This window comes from Chryseoglobus sp. 28M-23, assembly GCF_014789785.1.
Taxonomy (GTDB): Bacteria; Actinomycetota; Actinomycetes; order Actinomycetales; family Microbacteriaceae; genus Microcella; species Microcella indica.
Map to the genome: position 1 here is coordinate 2284461 of NZ_CP061846.1, position 16556 is coordinate 2301016.

The window sequence follows — 16556 nt, forward strand, 5'->3', positions numbered from 1 at the left end:
CTGCGCGCATGGTGGACGAGGGCACGGGGAGCGGCGCCGGAGCCGTGATCGTCGCGATCGTCGCCGGGCTGCTGCTGCTCACGATCGTGACGATCGCGCTCGTCTCGCTCGTGATCGTGCCCCGCAATCGTCGACCGCAGAGCGCGCTCGCCTGGCTGCTGCTCATCTACATCCTGCCGATCGTCGGCTTCCTGCTCTTCCTCACGCTCGGGTCTCGGCGGCTGCCCAAGCGCCGCCGAGAGAAGCAGGTGGAGATCAACCAGTACATTCTCGACACGACGGTCGGTATGGACCAGGTGTCGACGAACGAGCCCTGGCCGCCGTGGCTCATGCCGATCGCGCAGCTCAACCGCAACCTGGGTTCGATGCCTCTCGTGGGCGGCAACTCTGCCGAGCTCATCGCCGACTACACGGAGTCGCTGCGGTCGATGACGGAGGAGATCGACGCGGCAACCCGGTCGGTGCACGTGGAGTTCTACATCATGTCGGTCGATGAGGAGACCGAGCCGTTCTTCGCCGCCCTCGGGCGCGCTGTCGATCGCGGCGTCACGGTGCGCGTGCTGTTCGACCATGTGGCCTCGTTGCGCGTGCGCGGGTACCGCAGCATGCTGCGTCGCCTCGACGCGATCGGCGCCCTGTGGCACCGGATGCTCCCCGTGCGCCCGTGGCGGGGCCAGTACCAGCGACCCGACCTGCGCAACCACCGCAAGTTCCTCATCGTCGACGGGCGCGTGGCCTTCACGGGGTCGCAAAACCTCATCGAGCGCACCTACCACCGCGGCCCCCACTGGTCGGGCCGCCTGGAGTGGAAGGAGCTCATGGTGCGGTTCGAGGGGCCGATCGTCGCCGGTGTCGACGCGCTCTTCGCGACGGACTGGTACAGCGAGACGGATGAGCTGCTGCTGCGCGAGACGCCGGCGGTCGTGGAGGCCGACCCGACCCGAATTCTGGACGCTCAGGTGGTGCCGAGCGGACCGGCGTTCGAGGGTGAGAACAACCTGCGGCTGTTCAACTCGCTGCTGTACGCGGCGCAGGAGCAGATTCAGATCTGCTCGCCGTACTTCGTGCCGGACGAGTCGATGCTGTACGCGATCACGACCGCCGCGCAGAGCGGGCTCGACGTGCAGCTCTTCGTCTCCGAGATCGGCGATCAGCCGCTCGTGTTCCACGCCCAGCGCTCCTACTACGAGGAGCTGCTGCGGGCGGGGGTGCGCATCTGGCTCTACCGTGCGCCGACGGTGCTGCACGCGAAGCACTTCACGATCGACGACCAGGTGGCCGTCATCGGCTCGAGCAACATGGACATGCGCTCGTTCAGCCTCAACCTCGAGGTGTCGGTCATGGTGCGCGGGGCGAGCATCATCAGCGAGCTGCGGGCGATCGAGCAGTCCTATCGCGACAACTCTCGCGAGCTCACGCTGGACGACTGGATGCGCCGGCCTCGCCACATGCGCATCTTCGACGACCTCGCGCGTGTGACGGCGACCGTGCAGTAGCGACGCGCCCGACCGGCGCGTAGGGTGCCCCCATGACGCAGAAGACCCTGCCGACCGATGTGCCCGTCGAGGAGTTCTTCGCGACCCTGGACGCTCGACGCAGCGCGGAGGGCGCTGAGCTCGTGGAGGTGTACCGCGCCGCCACGGGCGCGGAGCCCGTCATGTGGGGCCCGTCGATCGTGGGATTCGGTGAGTACACCTATCGCTATGCGAGCGGGCACGATGGCGTCTGGCTGCGCACGGGCTTCTCTCCCCGCAAGGCCAAGCTCTCCCTCTACGGGCTCACCGAGCACCCCGACTCGCCCGCGCTGCTCGACCGTCTCGGGCCGCACACCGCCTCCGTCGCGTGCGTCTACGTCACCCGACTGTCGGCCATCGACCTGGACGTGCTGCGCGAGCTGGTCGCCCTGGGCTGGACGACGACCGCCGACTCCGCCGTCTGATGCGGATGCTCAGTCTCGGGAGATGCGGATCATCTCGTCGCGCGGCACGACCTTGATGCGCTCGCGGCCCTGCTTCTCGCCGAGCGCCACCTCGTGGGCATCGAGACGGTGCCAACCATCGAGGTTCGTGTACAGCACACCGCGACCGTCGAGAAGATCGGTCACCGCCTGCTCAGCAGGCTCGGCGGGAGTCCACCACGAGCTCTGATCCTTCACGAGGTGCTGGATCGTCTCCATCGCGTCGCTCTTCGTGTGACCGATGAGCCCGACCGGACCGCGCTTGATCCAGCCCGTCGCGTACACGCCCGGCAACTGGTTGTTGTCGTCGCCGAGCACCTGACCCTCGTGGTTCGGGATCACGCCGTGACGCTCGTCGAACGGGATGCCGTCGAGCGGCGACCCGAAGTAGCCCACCGCGCGATACAGCGCCTGCACCTCGACCTCGCGGAACTCTCCTGTGCCTCGCACGCCACCCTGGCCGTCCGGCTCCGTGCGCTCGTACCGGAAGCCGCTCACCGCACCATCCGTCGTCAGCACCTCGACCGGGCGCGCGTAGAAGTGCAGGTGCAGGCGTCGAGACGCGCTGCCCGTCTCCCGGCTGCGCCACTGCGTGAAGATGCGGTCGATGACCGTGAGCTGCTTGTTCGACGTGATCGCGTCGCGCGACGCCGGGTCGTAGTCGAAGTCCTCGTCGTGCACGATCATGTCCACGTCGCGCAGCTCGCCGAGCTCGCGCAGCTCCAGGGGCGTGAACTTCACCTGCATCGGACCGCGGCGCCCGAACACGTGCACATCCGTCACGGGAGATGCCTGCAGGCCCGCGTACACGTTGTCGGGCACCTCCGTCGGCAGCAGGTCCTCCGGGTGCTTCGCGAGCATGCGCGCCACGTCGAGCGCCACATTGCCGTTGCCGATGACGGCCACCGACTGCGCCTCGAGGGGCCACTCGCGCGGAACATCAGGATGCCCGTCGTACCAGCTGACGAAGTCAGCGGCACCGTAGCTGCCGTGCGCGTCGATGCCGGGCAGCTCGAGCGGAGCATCCCGCACCGCGCCCGTCGAGAAGATGACCGCGTTGTAGTGCCTCTTCAGATCGTCCAGCGTGATGTCGGCGCCGTACCGCACGTTGCCGAAGACGCGGATGTCACCCGAATCCAGCACCTCGCGCAGCGCATTGACGATGCCCTTGATGCGCGGGTGATCAGGGGCGACCCCGTAGCGCACGAGCCCGTACGGTGCGGGCAGCTGCTCGAACAGGTCGATCGAGACCTCGAACGCCCGCTCGTGCTTGAGGAGGATGTCGGCGGCGTAGATGCCGGCGGGGCCGGCGCCCACGATGGCGAGCCTGAGCTTGGTCATGTGAAGTAGAGCGCTTTCTGGATCGGCGGAGGCGGCGGAGCCACGATGATCGAGACTACTTGCTGCGGTCGACGACGGCTTCCGCGAACTTGGTGAGGGCCTTCGTGACCGGGCTCGGCGGCAAGGGCTCGAGCGCGGCGACGGCGTCATCCGCCCAGCGGCGCGCCTCGTCGAGCGTCTCCTCCGTCACGGGGTGGGCGCGCAGCTCGGCGATCGCCGCGGCGAGCTCCTCCTCGGTGCCACCAGCGACGACGTGCCGCTCGATGCGGTCCAGCAGGTCGGCGGCACTCGCATCGCTCTGCGCAGCACGGCGCAAGTAGAGCAGAGGCAAGGTCGCGACGCCGCTGCGCAGGTCAGTGCCCTGCGCCTTGCCCGTCTCCGACTCCGGCTCGGCCAGGTCGATGACGTCGTCGATGAGCTGGAAGGCGACACCGATCTTCTCGCCGAAGACCACGACGGGCTCGGCGTACTCCTCCGGTGCTCCCGAGAAGATGACGCCCATCTGCGCCGCCGCGGAGATGAGCGACCCGGTCTTGTCGGCGAGCACCTGCAGGTAGTGATCGATCGGGTCGTCCTCGAGACGCGGGCCCACCGTCTCGTGAAGCTGGCCGAGGCACAGGCGCTCGAAGGTGTCGGCCTGCAGCTTGATCGCGCCCTCGCCGAGGCTCGCAACGAGCTTGCTCGCACGTGCGAACAGCAGGTCGCCCGTGAGGATCGCCACCGAGTTGCCCCACACGCTCTGCGCGCTCGGAACCCCGCGGCGCATCTCCGCCTCGTCCATGACGTCGTCGTGGTAGAGCGACGCCAGGTGGGTGATCTCGATCGCCTGCGCCGCCGTGATGACCGCAGCGTTGTTGCCCTCGCCCAGCTGGGCGGTGAGGAGCGTCAGCACGGGGCGGATGCGCTTGCCGCCCGCCTCGAGCAGGTAGCGGGAGGCGACATCCGCCATGTCATCGGCGAAGCTCACCTCGCGCAGCAGGCCCGCCTCGACCTCCGCGAGGCCCTCCTCGATCGCGTCGGCGAAGCGCCGCTCCTCGCTTGAGGCGAAGAGCTTCTCGCCGAGGCCGAGCGACGCGCTGAGCGTCTTGCTGCGGCGGGCGAGGGGAGTGCCGTGGGTCACCGGATCTGCCGATCTGTCGAGAGGAAGGAGGCTACAGCGCCGTGAAGGACGAGGACGCGGCCGCATCGGTCGAGGTGCTCGACTCGGTCGAGCGCGCTCGGCGCTGAGCGACGGACGCGCGGATCGCCGCATTGGCCGGCTTGCGGCCACGATGCAGGGCGACGACGCCCGTCGTGAGGTTACGGTACGCGACTCGCGTGAATCCCGCACCGCGCAACCACTGGCTCAACCGGGTCTGGTCTGGCCAGTCCTTGATCGAGTCGAAAAGATAGCGGTACGCCTCGGGGTTCGAGCTTGCCGCACCCGCCACGAGAGGCATGACGTAGCGCAGGTAGGCGAAGTACCCGGCGCGCACGACCCCGACGGGGGGCCGCGAGAACTCGCAGATCACGAGACGCCCGCCCGGCTTGAGCACGCGGTACATCTCGGCGAGCGCCACCTGCGGGCGCTGCACGTTGCGCAGGCCGAAGCTGATCGTCACCGCATCGAACTCGTCATCACCGAACGGCAGCTTCTCGGCATCGCCCTGCACGAACTCGAGGCCCGGGTGACGTCGTCGGCCCTCCTCGACCATGCCCTGCGAGAAGTCGAGGGCGATGACCTTCGCACCCGACTTGGAGAGAGCCGCAGCGCTCGTGCCCGTGCCCGCCGCGATGTCGAGGATGCGCTCCCCCGGCTGGGGGGCGACCGCCCGGCCCGTCGCCGCGCGCCACAGGCCCGCGTTGCCGACCGACAGCACGGCATTCGTGCGGTCGTATCGGCGCGCCACGCCGTCGAACATCGCCGCGACCTCGCGCGGCGTCTTCGTCAGGTCTGCCCTCGTCACACACCGAGTCTAGTGAGCGGTCGCCCGGGGTTGACCGTGAGCCGCCTGGGCAGGCGTCGAGTGCGCAACAGCAGCGCAGGAAGCGCAGAGTACGCTCGATCCGTGCCCTCCCCCGCTGCGCCCGCGGCGCATCCTGCCGCCACCGTGCTGCGAGTCGTCACCGAGATCGTGCCCGACCCCGGGCCGCTCCTGCCCTACGCGGAACCGGGCAGCCCTCTGCTCGCTCTGCGTCGCGGCGACGGCATCGTCGGCGTGGGAGAAGCGCTGCGGCTCGACTACCGGGGCCCCGACAGGATTGCCGACGCCGCCGCCCAGTGGCGCGCAGTGAGCGGCCTCGCTCACGTCGACGACCCGGTGCGCCGTCCCGGCACGGGACTCGTCGCGTTCGGCACCTTCGCCTTCGCCGACGACTCGGGCGCCACGAGCGCGCTCATCGTGCCCGAGCTCATCGTCGGCCGCCATGAGGGAGTCTCCTGGGTCACGCGCCTGAGCGTCGAGCAGGACGGCCTCGAACCCGTCTCCACTCCCCAGGCGCAGCCGATCGGCGAGCGCCCGCGCGCCACGCTCGCCGCCTCGAGCCTCAGCCGCGACGCCTTCATGGGCGTCGTCTCCGACGCCCTCACGCGCATCCGCGGCGGAGAGCTCGAGAAGGTCGTCATCGCCCGGGATGCGACCGCCCGCATTCCTGCCGACAGTGACCGTCGCGCGCTCGTCGACGAGCTCGCCCAGGCCTACCCCGACTGCCTCACCTTCGCCGTCGACGGCCTCTTCGGCGCGAGCCCCGAGACCCTCGTCAACGTGCACGCCCGCGAAGCGAGCGCGCGCGTGCTCGCGGGCAGCACCGCGCGAGGAGCCAACGCCGCCGACGACGCCGCCGCCGCCGCGACGCTCGCGACGAGCACGAAAGACCTCGACGAGCACGCCTTCGCCGTGCAGAGCGTGCTGCAGTCGCTGCGCCCCCATGCGCGCGCCGTCACGGCGAGCGAACTGCCCTTCACCCTCAAGCTGCCCAACCTCTGGCACCTCGCCACCGACGTCGCGATCGAGCTCGGCGAGCAGTCCAGCGCGCTCGACCTCGTCGCCGCGCTGCACCCCACCGCGGCCGTCGCGGGATCACCGACCGCCGACGCCCTCGCCCTCATCGCCGCGCTCGAACCCTTCGACCGCGGTCGCTACGCGGCACCCGTCGGTTGGATCGACCAGGACGGCGACGGCGAGTGGGTCATCGCACTGCGCTGCGCCACCGTCGACGCCGAAGGGCTGCTCACCGCGCATGCCGGTGCCGGCATCGTCGCCGACTCCGACCCCGAGGCCGAGCTCGCCGAGACGCGCATGAAGTTCCGGCCGATTGCCGACAGTCTGCGGTAGGGCTTACGAGTCGGCGAGACGCTGCTTCTCGAGCTCGACGTCGAAGTCGGCCGTCGGCCACTGCGGGTCGAGGTCGCGCAGAGCGGACAGCAGCAGGGTCTGCACCGCGAGCCGGGCATACCACTTGCGGTCGGCGGGCACGATGAACCAGGGCGCGTGGTCGGCATCCGTGCGCTGGATGGCGAGCTCGTAGGCGCGCTCGTACTCGGCCCAGAGCATCCGCTCATCGATGTCGCCCGGGTTGTACTTCCAGTGCTTGTCGGGGCGGTCCAGCCGCTCGGCGAGGCGCTCCTGCTGCTCATCCTTCGAGATGTGCAGCATGACCTTGACGATGCTCGTGCCGCTGTCGGCGACGCGGCGCTCGAACTCAGTGATGTCGTCGTAGCGCTGCTCGATCTCGTCGGCGGGAGCGAGCTCGCGCACGCGCCCGATGAGCACGTCCTCGTAGTGGGAGCGGTCGAAGACGCCGATCTTGCCGACGGCGGGCAGCTGCTTCTCGACGCGCCACAGGAAGTGGTGGCTGAGCTCCTCCTCAGTGGGGCGCTTGAACGCTGCCAGCTGAACACCCTGCGGGTCGACGGAGCCGATGACGTGGCGCACGATGCCGCCCTTGCCCGCCGTGTCCATGGCCTGGATGACGAGCAGCACGCGGCGCGTCTCACCGGCGGTGCTCGCGGCATGGAGCCGCTCCTGCAGGGTGCTCAGCTCGTCGACACCATCGGCGAGCGCCTTCTCACCGTCGGCCTTGTCACCGTCGAAGCCGGGAGTGGAGCGCGTGTCGATGTCGCGCAGTCGCACGTCGGCGGGGGCCCGCAGCAGTTCGTCCATGGCCCGAGGCTACCCGCCCGTCATTCGGCGGTCAGTCGCTCAGCGGCACGTCGACGAGGAGGCGGGGCTCGGGCGCAGTGAGGGCGTCGTCGAGCTCGGCGCGCGTCGTCACCTTCCGGTAGGCCCACCCGCCGGCCGCGGCGAGCGCCGCGAGGTCGACGGCGTGGGGCGTGCGCATGACCCGCTCGAAGTCGTCGGCGGGCGCGGTCGCGGCCACTTCGAGCTCGTCGAAGATCGTGCCGCCGCCGTCGTTGCCGACGATGACGTGCAGCCGCAGATCGTCGGGCAGGGGGGCGAGCAGTGCGCCAGCGTCGTGGAGGAGGGCGAGGTCGCCGAGGAGCACGCGCGTCGTGCCGGGCGTCGCCGTCGTCTCGACGTCGGCGGCGCCGAGCGCCATGCCCGTCGCCGTCGACACCGTGCCGTCGATGCCCGCGAGCCCGCGGTTGGCGTGCACCGGAATCGCCTTGCCGGGCACGATCGCGTCGGCGACGCGGATGAGCCGGGATGCCGCCAGCACGAGTCGATCGTGCGGCCAGGTGGCCGCCCACACGGCGCGCACGAGCATCCGACGGTCGACGGGTGCGCGCAGCACCGCCAGCTCGGCGGAGGCGAAGGCGGCGCGCACGCCTCGGTCGCTCGAGACGGCGAGCGAGAGGTCGGGAGCCGGGTCGCCGGGCTCCTGCGACTCGAGCACGGCGCGCGACATGCTCACCCAGCCACCGACCCAGCGCCGCACGACCGCGCGATCGGGGGCGCCCTGCACGCGCACCCCGTCCACGATGCGCGCGCGATGGCCGGGGTTGTACGCCTCGACGCCGGGGGTGCGCACGACGATCGTCTCGACGTCGCCGCGTTCCAGCAGGGCGGGCACCTCGCGACTGAGGGTCGGGTGGCCGAGAACGATCGCCCGGCCGACGGCCTCGCCGTGCGGCCCGCGCAGCACGTCGCGGTAGGCGACGACGAGGTGGCGGCCGAAGCGTGCGCCGCTCGATACTTCCGCGATGAGCGGAGCACCCAGATCGACGGCGAGCTGCTCGGCGGCGGGTCCGGCGCCGTGGCCTGCGATGACGACGGTCGCGTCGTCGGGCACGAGGTCGAGCGTCAGCCCCGGCTCGGTCGGCGGCGCGTCCTCCGCAGCGGCTGGGGCATCGATGCGGTCGGGCACGAGGATGCTCCCGCTCAACGGTTCGCGGTACGCGAGGTTGAGGTGCACAGGGCCCTCGGCGCTCGCCCTGACCGCGAGGGCGGCAAGGGTGCGAGCATCCTCGCGCTCACCGGGCGCGCCCGTCGGGGCGGGAGCATCCCAGTCGGCGCGCACCAGATCGCCGAAGATACCCGGCTGGACGGTCGTCTGATTGCTGCCGATGCCGCGTAGCTCGGCGGGACGGTCGGCGGTCAGCACGATGAGCGGAACGCCCGAGTGGTGGGCTTCGAGGACGGCAGGATGCAGGTTGGCGACCGCGGTGCCCGACGTGCACACGATCGCGACCGGCCGGCCGGTCTGCACGGCGAGGCCGAGGGCGGTGAATCCGGCGACGCGCTCGTCGATGCGCACTGTGACGCGCAGGTGCCCTGCGCGCGCGAACGCGGCGGCGGCGAGGGCGAGGGCCTGCGACCGCGAGCCGGGGCTCAGCACCACATCGGCGACCCCGTGCGCCACGAGGCCCTCGAGCAGGGCCGCCGCGGACGCCGAGGCCGGCGAGTCAGCGCTCAGCGGGGGGAGGGTTGTCATCGTCGAGATCGGCGAGCTCCTGCTCGAGACGGCGCAGGCGCTCGTCCTGCTCGGCACGGCGTGCCACCTCGTCGCGGCCGAGGGTACCGAGGAACGCCGGGTCGTCGTCGGGAGCGACCGTGCGGCTCGTGCGGCCGGGGCCACGCCGCGCCTTGCCGACGATGAGCCACAGGATGCCGCCGAGCACGGGGAGGACGACCACGAGCACGGCCCACGCCGCCTTCGGCATCGCTCGGACGCGCCCACGGTCGGTGAGCAGGACGTCAACGAGCGTGTAGACCGTGAAGGCGACGGCGACCACCACGAGCACGACGATGACTCTGGGCATGCCCCTACTGTAATCATCCGCACTGGGCGGCGCCCGAGAGCGGCCCGTGCGCAGCCTGCACCCTGGTCGCGCTCGTAGACTGGGAGCATGAGCCCCTGGATCGCCTACAGCCTCCTGCGGTTCGGACTGTTCGGCGGCGTCCTGGCGCTCCTTCTGCTCGCACAACTCGAGTGGTGGTGGGCGGCGATCCTCGCCACGATCATCGCGTTCACGGTCTCGTACATCTTCTTCCCCGGCCTGCGCCACGCGGTCGCCGCCGACCTCGCCGCCCGTCGCACGCGCGAGACGCCGGAGGACCCCGACGCCGACGCCGAGGACGCGGCGCTCGGGAATCGCTGACCGCGGCGCGCGGTACGGGTGCGGCAGGGTCAGCGCCTCACGCGGTAAGGGTTTCGTAAGCTCGCACGCTGTCGGCGCGGCCGGGCGCCGCCTAGATTCTCCTCATGACCTCTCCCGTGCCCCTGCTGCGACTGGCTACCCTCGCGACCGTCCTGGCCCTCGTGGTCGCCGGTTGCACCCCGGTGGGCGACCCCGCGGTCGAGCCCTCGGCCGAAGTCTCGACCGCGCCCGGCTCGAGCGAGTCGATGGACGACGAGATGGACGACGACGCGACGGATGCTGGGGCCGGCTCGAGCGGGGACGCCGCGCAGGCGGGCGCGTACGTCGAGTACCGCGACGACATCATCGCGGAGACCGCTGGCACGAAGGCGCTGTTCTTCCACGCGCCGTGGTGCCCGCAGTGCCGTGCGCTCGAGGAGAGCATCCTCTCTGGGGAGATTCCTGACGACCTGACCATCATCAAGGTCGACTTCGACACCGCGACGAGCCTGCGCCAGCAGTACGGCGTGACGATCCAGACGACGATCGTGTTCGTCGACGACGACGGTGCCGCTCTCGCCTCCGAGGTGCTCTACTCCGACACGACGCTCGACGCCCTCGTGGCGGCGGCGCCCTAGGCTCGCGGCGTGGAAGGGCTCGCTCTCGTCAGCCTCGCCGCTGGCGTCCTCACCGTCGCGGCGCCGTGCGTGCTGCCGCTGCTGCCGATCATCATCGGCGGCTCGATCGTCACCGACGACGCGGGCTCGACCCGTGCACGAGTGCGCCCCTACGTCATCGCGGGCTCGCTCGCGGTGAGCGTCATCGCCTTCACCCTGCTGCTCAAGGCGACGACGGCGCTGCTCGGCATTCCCACCCAGGTGTGGCAGATCATCTCGGGCATCATCGTCATCCTGCTCGGCATCAACCTGCTCGCGCCGAGCCTGTGGGAGCGACTGTCGACGCGCCTCGGTCTCGGTGATCGCAGCAACCGCGCACTCGACGGCTCGGTGCAGCGGCAGAGCGTCGGCGGCGACATCCTCACGGGCGCCGCACTCGGCCCCGTGTTCTCGAGCTGCAGCCCCACCTACGCGCTCATCGTCGCGACCGTGCTGCCCGTCTCGTTCGCCGAGGGGGTGCTCTACGTCAGCCTGTACGCGGTCGGGCTCGCGATTCCGCTGCTGCTTATCTCGCTCGCCGGCCGGGGGGCCGCACGCCGGCTGGGGTGGCTCGCGGACCCACGCGGCTGGTTCCGCCGCACGATGGGGGTGCTGTTCATCATCGTGGGTGTCGTCGTCATCGTCGGGGCCGACAAGGCTCTGCAGACCCTCATCCTCGACCTCGGCTGGTACAACCCCATCGCCGAGTTCGAAGGGGTGCTGCGGGGTGAGTGACCGTGGCGCCTGAGGCAGGGGGGATGGCGGAGCCGGGGGGCTCCGCAGGCGGGGTCGCGTCGTCGGGTCGCGACCCCGCCTCATCGGCGCTCAGCCGCCCGCTCGATGGTCGACGCGTGCTCGTGGTCGACGACGACCCGACGTTGCTCGAGATCGCCGCGACCTACTTGAGCGCGGCGGGCGCGACGGTGGCGACGGCGCCCGATTCGGTGCGCGCGTTGCGCTCTGCGGAGGAGTCGGAACCCGACCTCGTCGTGCTCGACCGCATGATCCCGGGGGTTGACGGGCTCGAAGTGGCGCGACGACTGCGGGAGCGCTCGACCGTGCCGATCATCATGCTCACGGCTCTCGGCGAGGCCGAGCACCGCATCGAGGGCCTCGAGGCCGGGGTCGACGACTATCTCGCGAAGCCGTTCTCGCCGCGCGAACTGGTGCTGCGCGCCGAGGCGCTCCTGCGCCGCTCGACCGCGAACCGGGAGGTGGACGGCGACGTGACCCTGGGGCGCCTGCACCTCGACGCCGCTGCTCGCACGATCAGTCTCGACGGCGCTCCGCTGGCCCTCACCGCCCGCGAGCACGACCTGCTCGCGCACCTCGTGCGCCGCCCCGGCCGCACACTGCGTCGCGACGAGCTGCTCGAAGAGGTCTGGGGCTGGACGATCGGCGACGTGTCAACGATCACTGTGCACGTGCGGCGATTGCGCGAGAAGGTCGAGCAGGACCCTTCGCACCCGCGCATCATCACGACCGTGTGGGGGGTCGGCTACCTGCTCGACCCGGCTGGCCTCGATCCGGCTGGCCCCGATCCTGCCGACCTCGATCCTGCCAACCTCGAGTCCGCGGGCCACGACCCTGCCCCGACCGACGCCGAGGGGGCTGAGTCGCCATGACGATCGCCGACTACGTGCAGGTTGTGGGCTTCGCGGCGGGCAGCGCCCTCGTCGCGGGGCTTCTCGCGGCCGTCGTGTTGCGGCTCGCGCGCCGGGCGCCCCTCGTCGTGCACGTCATCGTCATCGTCGCTGCCGCCGTCGGCGCCGTCGCCGGCGGCATCGCCCTTACCGCGGGCGGCATGTACATCAACGACTCCGACACGATGGTCGCCCTCTCGGTGACGGCGGCGAGCGGCGTCGTCTCCCTCGCGATGGCGCTCCTCCTCACCCTGGCGCTCTCGCGGGATGCCCGGGGCCTCGGCCGCGATGCCCGCCGGCTCGGGGCGGGCGACACCGTCGAGCCGGCACGCCGTGTGACGGCGGAGCTCGACGCCGTGCAGGGTGAGCTCGCGGAGTCGAGCGATCGGCTCGCGGCGGCGCGTACCGCGTCCGAGCGGGCGGAGGCGGCCCGGCGCGACCTCGTCGCCCGCATCGCGCACGACCTGCTCGCGCCTCTCGCGAGCATCCGCGCGATCGCCGAGACCCTTGAGGACGGCCTCTCGACCGAGCCGGAGCGGCACGCTCACCAGCTCGGGTCGCACGTGACGCGCCTGCACGCCCTCATCGGCGATCTCTTCGAGCTCTCGCGCATCGACGCTGGAACGCTCGCGCTCTCTCCGGAGACGGTGTCTCTCACCGACCTCGCCTCCGACGTCGTCGCCGACTTCGCTCCCCTCGCGGCTCAGCACGACGTGACACTCGAGCTCGCGGCGACCGACGCGGTCACGGCCGTCGTGGACGCGCAGGCCCTCAGTCGCGCTCTCATCAACGTGGTCGTCAACGCGATCGAGCACTCCCCGGTCGGCGGCGTCGTGACGGTCGCCGTCGACGAGCACGAGGGAGCCGGGCGCATGCGCGTGCGCGACCGGGGCCCCGGTATCGCCGAGGACGACCTCCCCCACGTCTTCGACGCCGGATGGCGCGCCGACGCGGCGCGCACCTCCCCCCGCCTGGGCCTCGCCGGCGGAGCCGGACTCGGCCTCGCCATCACCCGCGCGATCCTCGAAGCGCACGGCGGCAGTGCGAGCGCCGCGCCTGCAGAACGAGATGCCACGGGCGGCGCTGACGGCACCGCCGGCGCCGAGTTCACGCTGCTGCTGCCGCACCCCTGAGCCACGCGCGGCCCAGCGCGCTCAGCGCTGAACCGCCTGAACCGCGCCGACCTCAGAAGGCGATCGCCGCGGCCAGCCCGAGCCCCGTGAGCAGCGCGGCGAGCGAGGTGAGCTTGAGCGCGAGCACGAGCTCCCCAGCCGTGCGCGCGAGCAGCACGATGAGGATGACGGGGGCACTGATGAGGAGCGTGCCGTACACGGCCGGAGCCCACTCGAAGAGCAGCGCGAACGGCACGAGCACGCCGTAGGCGCTCGCGAGCAGCACCGAGAAGAGGATGCGGGCCGGCAGGTCGCCCAGCCGCACGGCGAGCGTGCGCTTGGCGACCAGGGCATCCTGCTCGCGATCGCGGATGTTGTTGACGAGCAGGATCGCCGCGGCGAAGAGCCCCGCGATGGTGCCGGCGAGCCACGTCTCGAACGGCACCGTCTCGATCTGAACGTACGTCGTGCCGGCCGTGGCAACGATGCCGAAGAACACGAAGGCGACGAGCTCGCCGAGCCCCGCGTAGCCGTACGGACGCTTGCCGCCCGTGTAGAACCAGGCGGCGACGAGTGCGACCGCCCCGACCGCGAGCAGCCACCAGATGCCGGTCAGGACGACGATGGCGAGGCCCGCTGCCGCACCGAGGCTGAAGAATACGAGCGCGACGGTGAGCACCGTGCGGGGCTTCGCAGCCCCCGATCCGGTCAGCCGGCTCGGGCCGACCCGGTAGCGGTCGGTGCCGCGCACACCGTCTGAGTAGTCGTTGGCGAAGTTCACCCCGACCTGCAGGAAGACCGCGACGGCGAGGCACAGCAGCGCGATCGCGAGGTTGTAGCCGAGAGTGTTGTAGGCGACGGCCGTGCCGAGGGCGACGGGCGCGACGGCGAGGCTCAGGGTGCGCAGCCGGGCGCCGGCGATCCAGTCGCGCGCCGTCGCGGGACGCACCTTCGCCGGGTTGCCGGACGCCGCACTCGCCTTCGCAGGATTCGTGCGCGCGGGGCTCGTGCGCTTCGAGGGGGCGCGCTTCGCGGACTTCTTCTTCGTCTTCTTCGTCGGGGAGGCCACGGATGCGAGTGTAGCCGCGGGCGCGCGCCGAGCGGCGCCTCGCCGCGGTCGCGGCTCAGTCGACGAGGCGCGCGATCGTGAGCCGGTCGGGCTTGGCGCTCGGGAGCGTCGGCAGAGCATCCAGCACCCGGATGCGGTCGGGGCGCGCCTCGGGGCCCAGGGCGGCACCGACCGCGCGCCGCACCGCCGCGAGATCGGCCGACTGCGTCGTGACGACGACCGGCACCTCGCCCCACTCCGGGTCGTGGCCGGGCACGACGACCGCGTCGGCGAGACCCGACTGCTCGCGCACGACGCGCTCCACCTCGCTCAGGCGCACCTTCAGACCGCCCGACACGATCGTGTCGTCGAGGCGGCCCAGCACCCGCAAGGTGCCGTCGTCGGCCAGCTCACCGGCGTCGTCGGTGCGGTACCAGCGCTCCCCGTCGTCCTCGATGAAGCAGCTCTCCGTGCGCGCCGGGTCGCCCAGGTAGTACTCGGCGATCGTGGGGCCCCCGAGCTCGACGCGGCCGTCGACGACGCGCATGTGGGTCTGGCCGATGGGCCGGCCGTCGTACACGCAGCCGCCGCTCGTCTCGCTCGAGCCATAGGTGCGCGTGATGCGCCAGCCGAGCGCCGTCGCCCGCTCGACGAGCGGCGCGGGCGTCGCCTGGCCTCCGACGAGGATGCGCGAGAAACCGGCGAGCGCCTCGCGGAGGGGCGCATCCATCTCGGCGTCGTCGACGAGCCTCGCGAGCTGGGCCGGCACGAGCGCGGTGAAGCGCGTCGGCTGCGACATCTGCTCGATTGCGGCCAGCACGCGCGCGCCGCTCATGCGCCCCGGCGGCACCGGCACAGGCTCGATGTCGGCAGCGAGGGAACGAGCGAGCACGTTGATGCCCGCGATGTACTGCACGGGCAGGGCGAGCAGCCACTGGCCGGGGCCACCGAGTGCGCTCTGGCTTGCCGCCGCACTCGCGAGCACGGCGTCGGCACTCAGCGCGACGCGCTTCGGCCGGCCCGTCGTGCCGCTCGTCTCCACGACGACGGCGATGCGCTGCTCGACCTCGAGCGGAGCCGTGTGCACGGGGTTCACGCCCCCGCCGCGGAACAGCACCGCAGGCCCGTCGCCGCTCAGCGCCTCGCGCAGGGCGGCCCGGCACTGCAGCGGGTCAGCCGTATCGACGACGGCGAGCGGACGAGTCACGCGCCCACGCTACCCCGCGCACGCGGCGCTCGCGGCCCGTGCGCCGCGTGTGCCACGCGCGCGACGTGTGCCAGATCTGGCGCGAAAGGGCGCTCGCCACGTGGCCAAGCGCCCATCTGCGCCAGATCTGGCACAGGAGAGCGGAGCGGCTAGTACTGCCAGGGGTAGGGGCTCCAGTCGGGAGCGCGCTTCTCGAGGAAGGCGTCGCGGCCCTCGACGGCCTCGTCGGTGCCGTAGGCGAGCCGCGTGGCCTCGCCCGCGAAGAGCTGCTGGCCGACCATTCCGTCGTCGGTGAGGTTCATGGCGTACTTGAGCATGCGGATCGCTGTCGGGCTCTTCGTGAGGATCGTCTCGGCCCAGTCGAGCGCCTCCGCCTCGAGGGAGGCGTGCGGCACGACGGCGTTGACCGTTCCCATCTCGTAGGCGCGCTGCGCATCGTACTCGCGCGCGAGGAAGAAGATCTCGCGCGCGACCTTCTGGCCGACCTGCTTCGCGAGGTACGCGCTGCCGTAGCCGGCGTCGAACGAGCCGACGTCGGCGTCGGTCTGCTTGAAGCGCGCGTGCTCGGCACTCGCGAGGGTCAGGTCGCACACGACGTGCAGGGAGTGCCCGCCACCCGCGGCCCACCCGGGCACGACGGCGATGACGACCTTCGGCATGAAGCGGATGAGGCGCTGCACCTCCAAGATGTGCAGCCTCGACGCCCGCGCGCCGTCGACCGTGTCGGCAGTCTCGCCCTCGGCATACTGATACCCGCCTCGCCCGCGAATGCGCTGGTCGCCGCCTGAGCAGAACGCCCAGCCACCGTCTTTCGCGCTCGGCCCGTTGCCGGTCAGCAGCACGACGCCGACACGAGGGTTCTGCCGCGCGTCGTCGAGGGCCCGGTACAGCTCGTCGACCGTGTGCGGGCGGAACGCGTTGCGCACCTCCGGCCGGTCGAGGGCGACGCGCGCTACGCGCCCCGACGTGTCGTGGTGGTAGGTAACGTCGGTGAGGTCGTCGAACCCCGGCGCGACCACCCATCGTGCGGCGTCGAACAGTTCAGAGACGTGCGGCTCGGCCATGCCGCGAG

General features: G+C 71.4%; 17 protein-coding genes. 8 read left to right on the forward strand and 9 right to left on the reverse strand.

Features of this window, described 5'->3' with window-relative positions:
- The first annotated feature begins 8 nt into the window (after positions 1 to 8).
- Together cls and IE160_RS11080 are read left to right on the forward strand one after the other, a co-directional pair.
- Positions 9 to 1496: a cardiolipin synthase gene (cls, locus tag IE160_RS11075; RefSeq protein ID WP_191151111.1), complete on the forward strand. Its 1488-nt coding sequence runs from the start codon at positions 9 to 11 to the stop codon at positions 1494 to 1496.
- 32 nt (positions 1497 to 1528) lie between these two features.
- Positions 1529 to 1939, forward strand: a complete 411-nt coding sequence (locus tag IE160_RS11080; RefSeq protein WP_191151112.1) for a DUF1801 domain-containing protein — start codon at positions 1529 to 1531, stop codon at positions 1937 to 1939.
- Positions 1940 to 1948: 9 nt separating this feature from the next.
- Here the strand turns inward: IE160_RS11080 and IE160_RS11085 are convergent, their stop codons facing one another.
- From IE160_RS11085 to IE160_RS11095, 3 genes are read right to left on the reverse strand one after another with little or no spacing between them, the layout of a single operon-like run.
- The gene (locus IE160_RS11085; RefSeq protein WP_191151113.1) at positions 1949 to 3298 is read right to left on the reverse strand and encodes an FAD-dependent oxidoreductase; all 1350 of its coding nucleotides are present in this window, start codon (positions 3296 to 3298) and stop codon (positions 1949 to 1951) included.
- Positions 3299 to 3353: 55 nt separating this feature from the next.
- Positions 3354 to 4418, reverse strand: a complete 1065-nt coding sequence (locus IE160_RS11090; RefSeq protein WP_224744473.1) for a polyprenyl synthetase family protein — start codon at positions 4416 to 4418, stop codon at positions 3354 to 3356.
- Between the two features lie 31 nt (positions 4419 to 4449).
- On the reverse strand, positions 4450 to 5244 hold the full coding sequence (locus tag IE160_RS11095) for a class I SAM-dependent methyltransferase (protein WP_224744474.1): 795 nt from the start codon (positions 5242 to 5244) through the stop codon (positions 4450 to 4452).
- A 102-nt stretch (positions 5245 to 5346) separates the two neighbouring features.
- On the opposite strand from IE160_RS11095, the gene IE160_RS11100 reads away from it, so the two are divergent.
- Positions 5347 to 6612, forward strand: a complete 1266-nt coding sequence (locus IE160_RS11100; protein WP_224744475.1) for an isochorismate synthase — start codon at positions 5347 to 5349, stop codon at positions 6610 to 6612.
- Between the two features lie 3 nt (positions 6613 to 6615).
- Here IE160_RS11100 and IE160_RS11105 read toward each other — a convergent pair whose 3' ends face one another.
- From IE160_RS11105 to IE160_RS11115, 3 genes are read right to left on the reverse strand one after another with little or no spacing between them, the layout of a single operon-like run.
- Positions 6616 to 7440 carry a PPK2 family polyphosphate kinase gene (locus IE160_RS11105; RefSeq protein WP_179872622.1) on the reverse strand — a complete coding sequence of 275 codons (825 nt, stop codon included), beginning with the start codon at positions 7438 to 7440 and terminating at the stop codon, positions 6616 to 6618.
- Between the two features lie 31 nt (positions 7441 to 7471).
- On the reverse strand, positions 7472 to 9172 hold the full coding sequence (menD, locus tag IE160_RS11110; RefSeq protein WP_179872623.1) for a 2-succinyl-5-enolpyruvyl-6-hydroxy-3-cyclohexene-1-carboxylic-acid synthase: 1701 nt from the start codon (positions 9170 to 9172) through the stop codon (positions 7472 to 7474).
- Positions 9144 to 9500 carry a PLDc N-terminal domain-containing protein gene (locus IE160_RS11115; protein WP_179872624.1) on the reverse strand — a complete coding sequence of 119 codons (357 nt, stop codon included), beginning with the start codon at positions 9498 to 9500 and terminating at the stop codon, positions 9144 to 9146. Before IE160_RS11115 ends, menD begins: the two co-directional genes overlap by 29 nt.
- 87 nt (positions 9501 to 9587) lie before the next feature.
- On the opposite strand from IE160_RS11115, the gene IE160_RS11120 reads away from it, so the two are divergent.
- The 5 genes from IE160_RS11120 to IE160_RS11140 all read left to right on the forward strand — a co-directional run bounded on the left by IE160_RS11120 (position 9588) and on the right by IE160_RS11140 (position 13250).
- A complete protein-coding gene (locus IE160_RS11120; protein ID WP_179872625.1) occupies positions 9588 to 9839 on the forward strand; it encodes a DUF4229 domain-containing protein in 252 nt (83 codons plus the stop codon).
- A gap of 104 nt (positions 9840 to 9943) precedes the next feature.
- On the forward strand, positions 9944 to 10456 hold the full coding sequence (locus IE160_RS11125; protein WP_191151115.1) for a thioredoxin family protein: 513 nt from the start codon (positions 9944 to 9946) through the stop codon (positions 10454 to 10456).
- 9 nt (positions 10457 to 10465) lie between these two features.
- The gene (locus IE160_RS11130) at positions 10466 to 11209 is read left to right on the forward strand and encodes a cytochrome c biogenesis CcdA family protein (protein ID WP_191151116.1); all 744 of its coding nucleotides are present in this window, start codon (positions 10466 to 10468) and stop codon (positions 11207 to 11209) included.
- A gap of 23 nt (positions 11210 to 11232) precedes the next feature.
- On the forward strand, positions 11233 to 12099 hold the full coding sequence (locus IE160_RS11135; protein ID WP_179872628.1) for a response regulator transcription factor: 867 nt from the start codon (positions 11233 to 11235) through the stop codon (positions 12097 to 12099).
- Positions 12096 to 13250, forward strand: coding sequence for a sensor histidine kinase (locus tag IE160_RS11140; protein ID WP_191151117.1), 1155 nt, complete (start codon positions 12096 to 12098; stop codon positions 13248 to 13250). Before IE160_RS11135 ends, IE160_RS11140 begins: the two co-directional genes overlap by 4 nt.
- Positions 13251 to 13302: 52 nt before the next feature.
- Here IE160_RS11140 and IE160_RS11145 read toward each other — a convergent pair whose 3' ends face one another.
- The 3 genes from IE160_RS11145 to IE160_RS11155 all read right to left on the reverse strand — a co-directional run bounded on the left by IE160_RS11145 (position 13303) and on the right by IE160_RS11155 (position 16548).
- Positions 13303 to 14298: a 1,4-dihydroxy-2-naphthoate polyprenyltransferase gene (locus tag IE160_RS11145; RefSeq protein WP_349815716.1), complete on the reverse strand. Its 996-nt coding sequence runs from the start codon at positions 14296 to 14298 to the stop codon at positions 13303 to 13305.
- 55 nt (positions 14299 to 14353) lie between these two features.
- A complete protein-coding gene (locus IE160_RS11150) occupies positions 14354 to 15484 on the reverse strand; it encodes an AMP-binding protein (protein WP_191151119.1) in 1131 nt (376 codons plus the stop codon).
- 149 nt (positions 15485 to 15633) lie between these two features.
- Complete coding sequence (locus IE160_RS11155) at positions 15634 to 16548, reverse strand: 1,4-dihydroxy-2-naphthoyl-CoA synthase (protein WP_191151120.1); 915 nt, start codon at positions 16546 to 16548, stop codon at positions 15634 to 15636.
- Positions 16549 to 16556 lie beyond the last annotated feature (8 nt).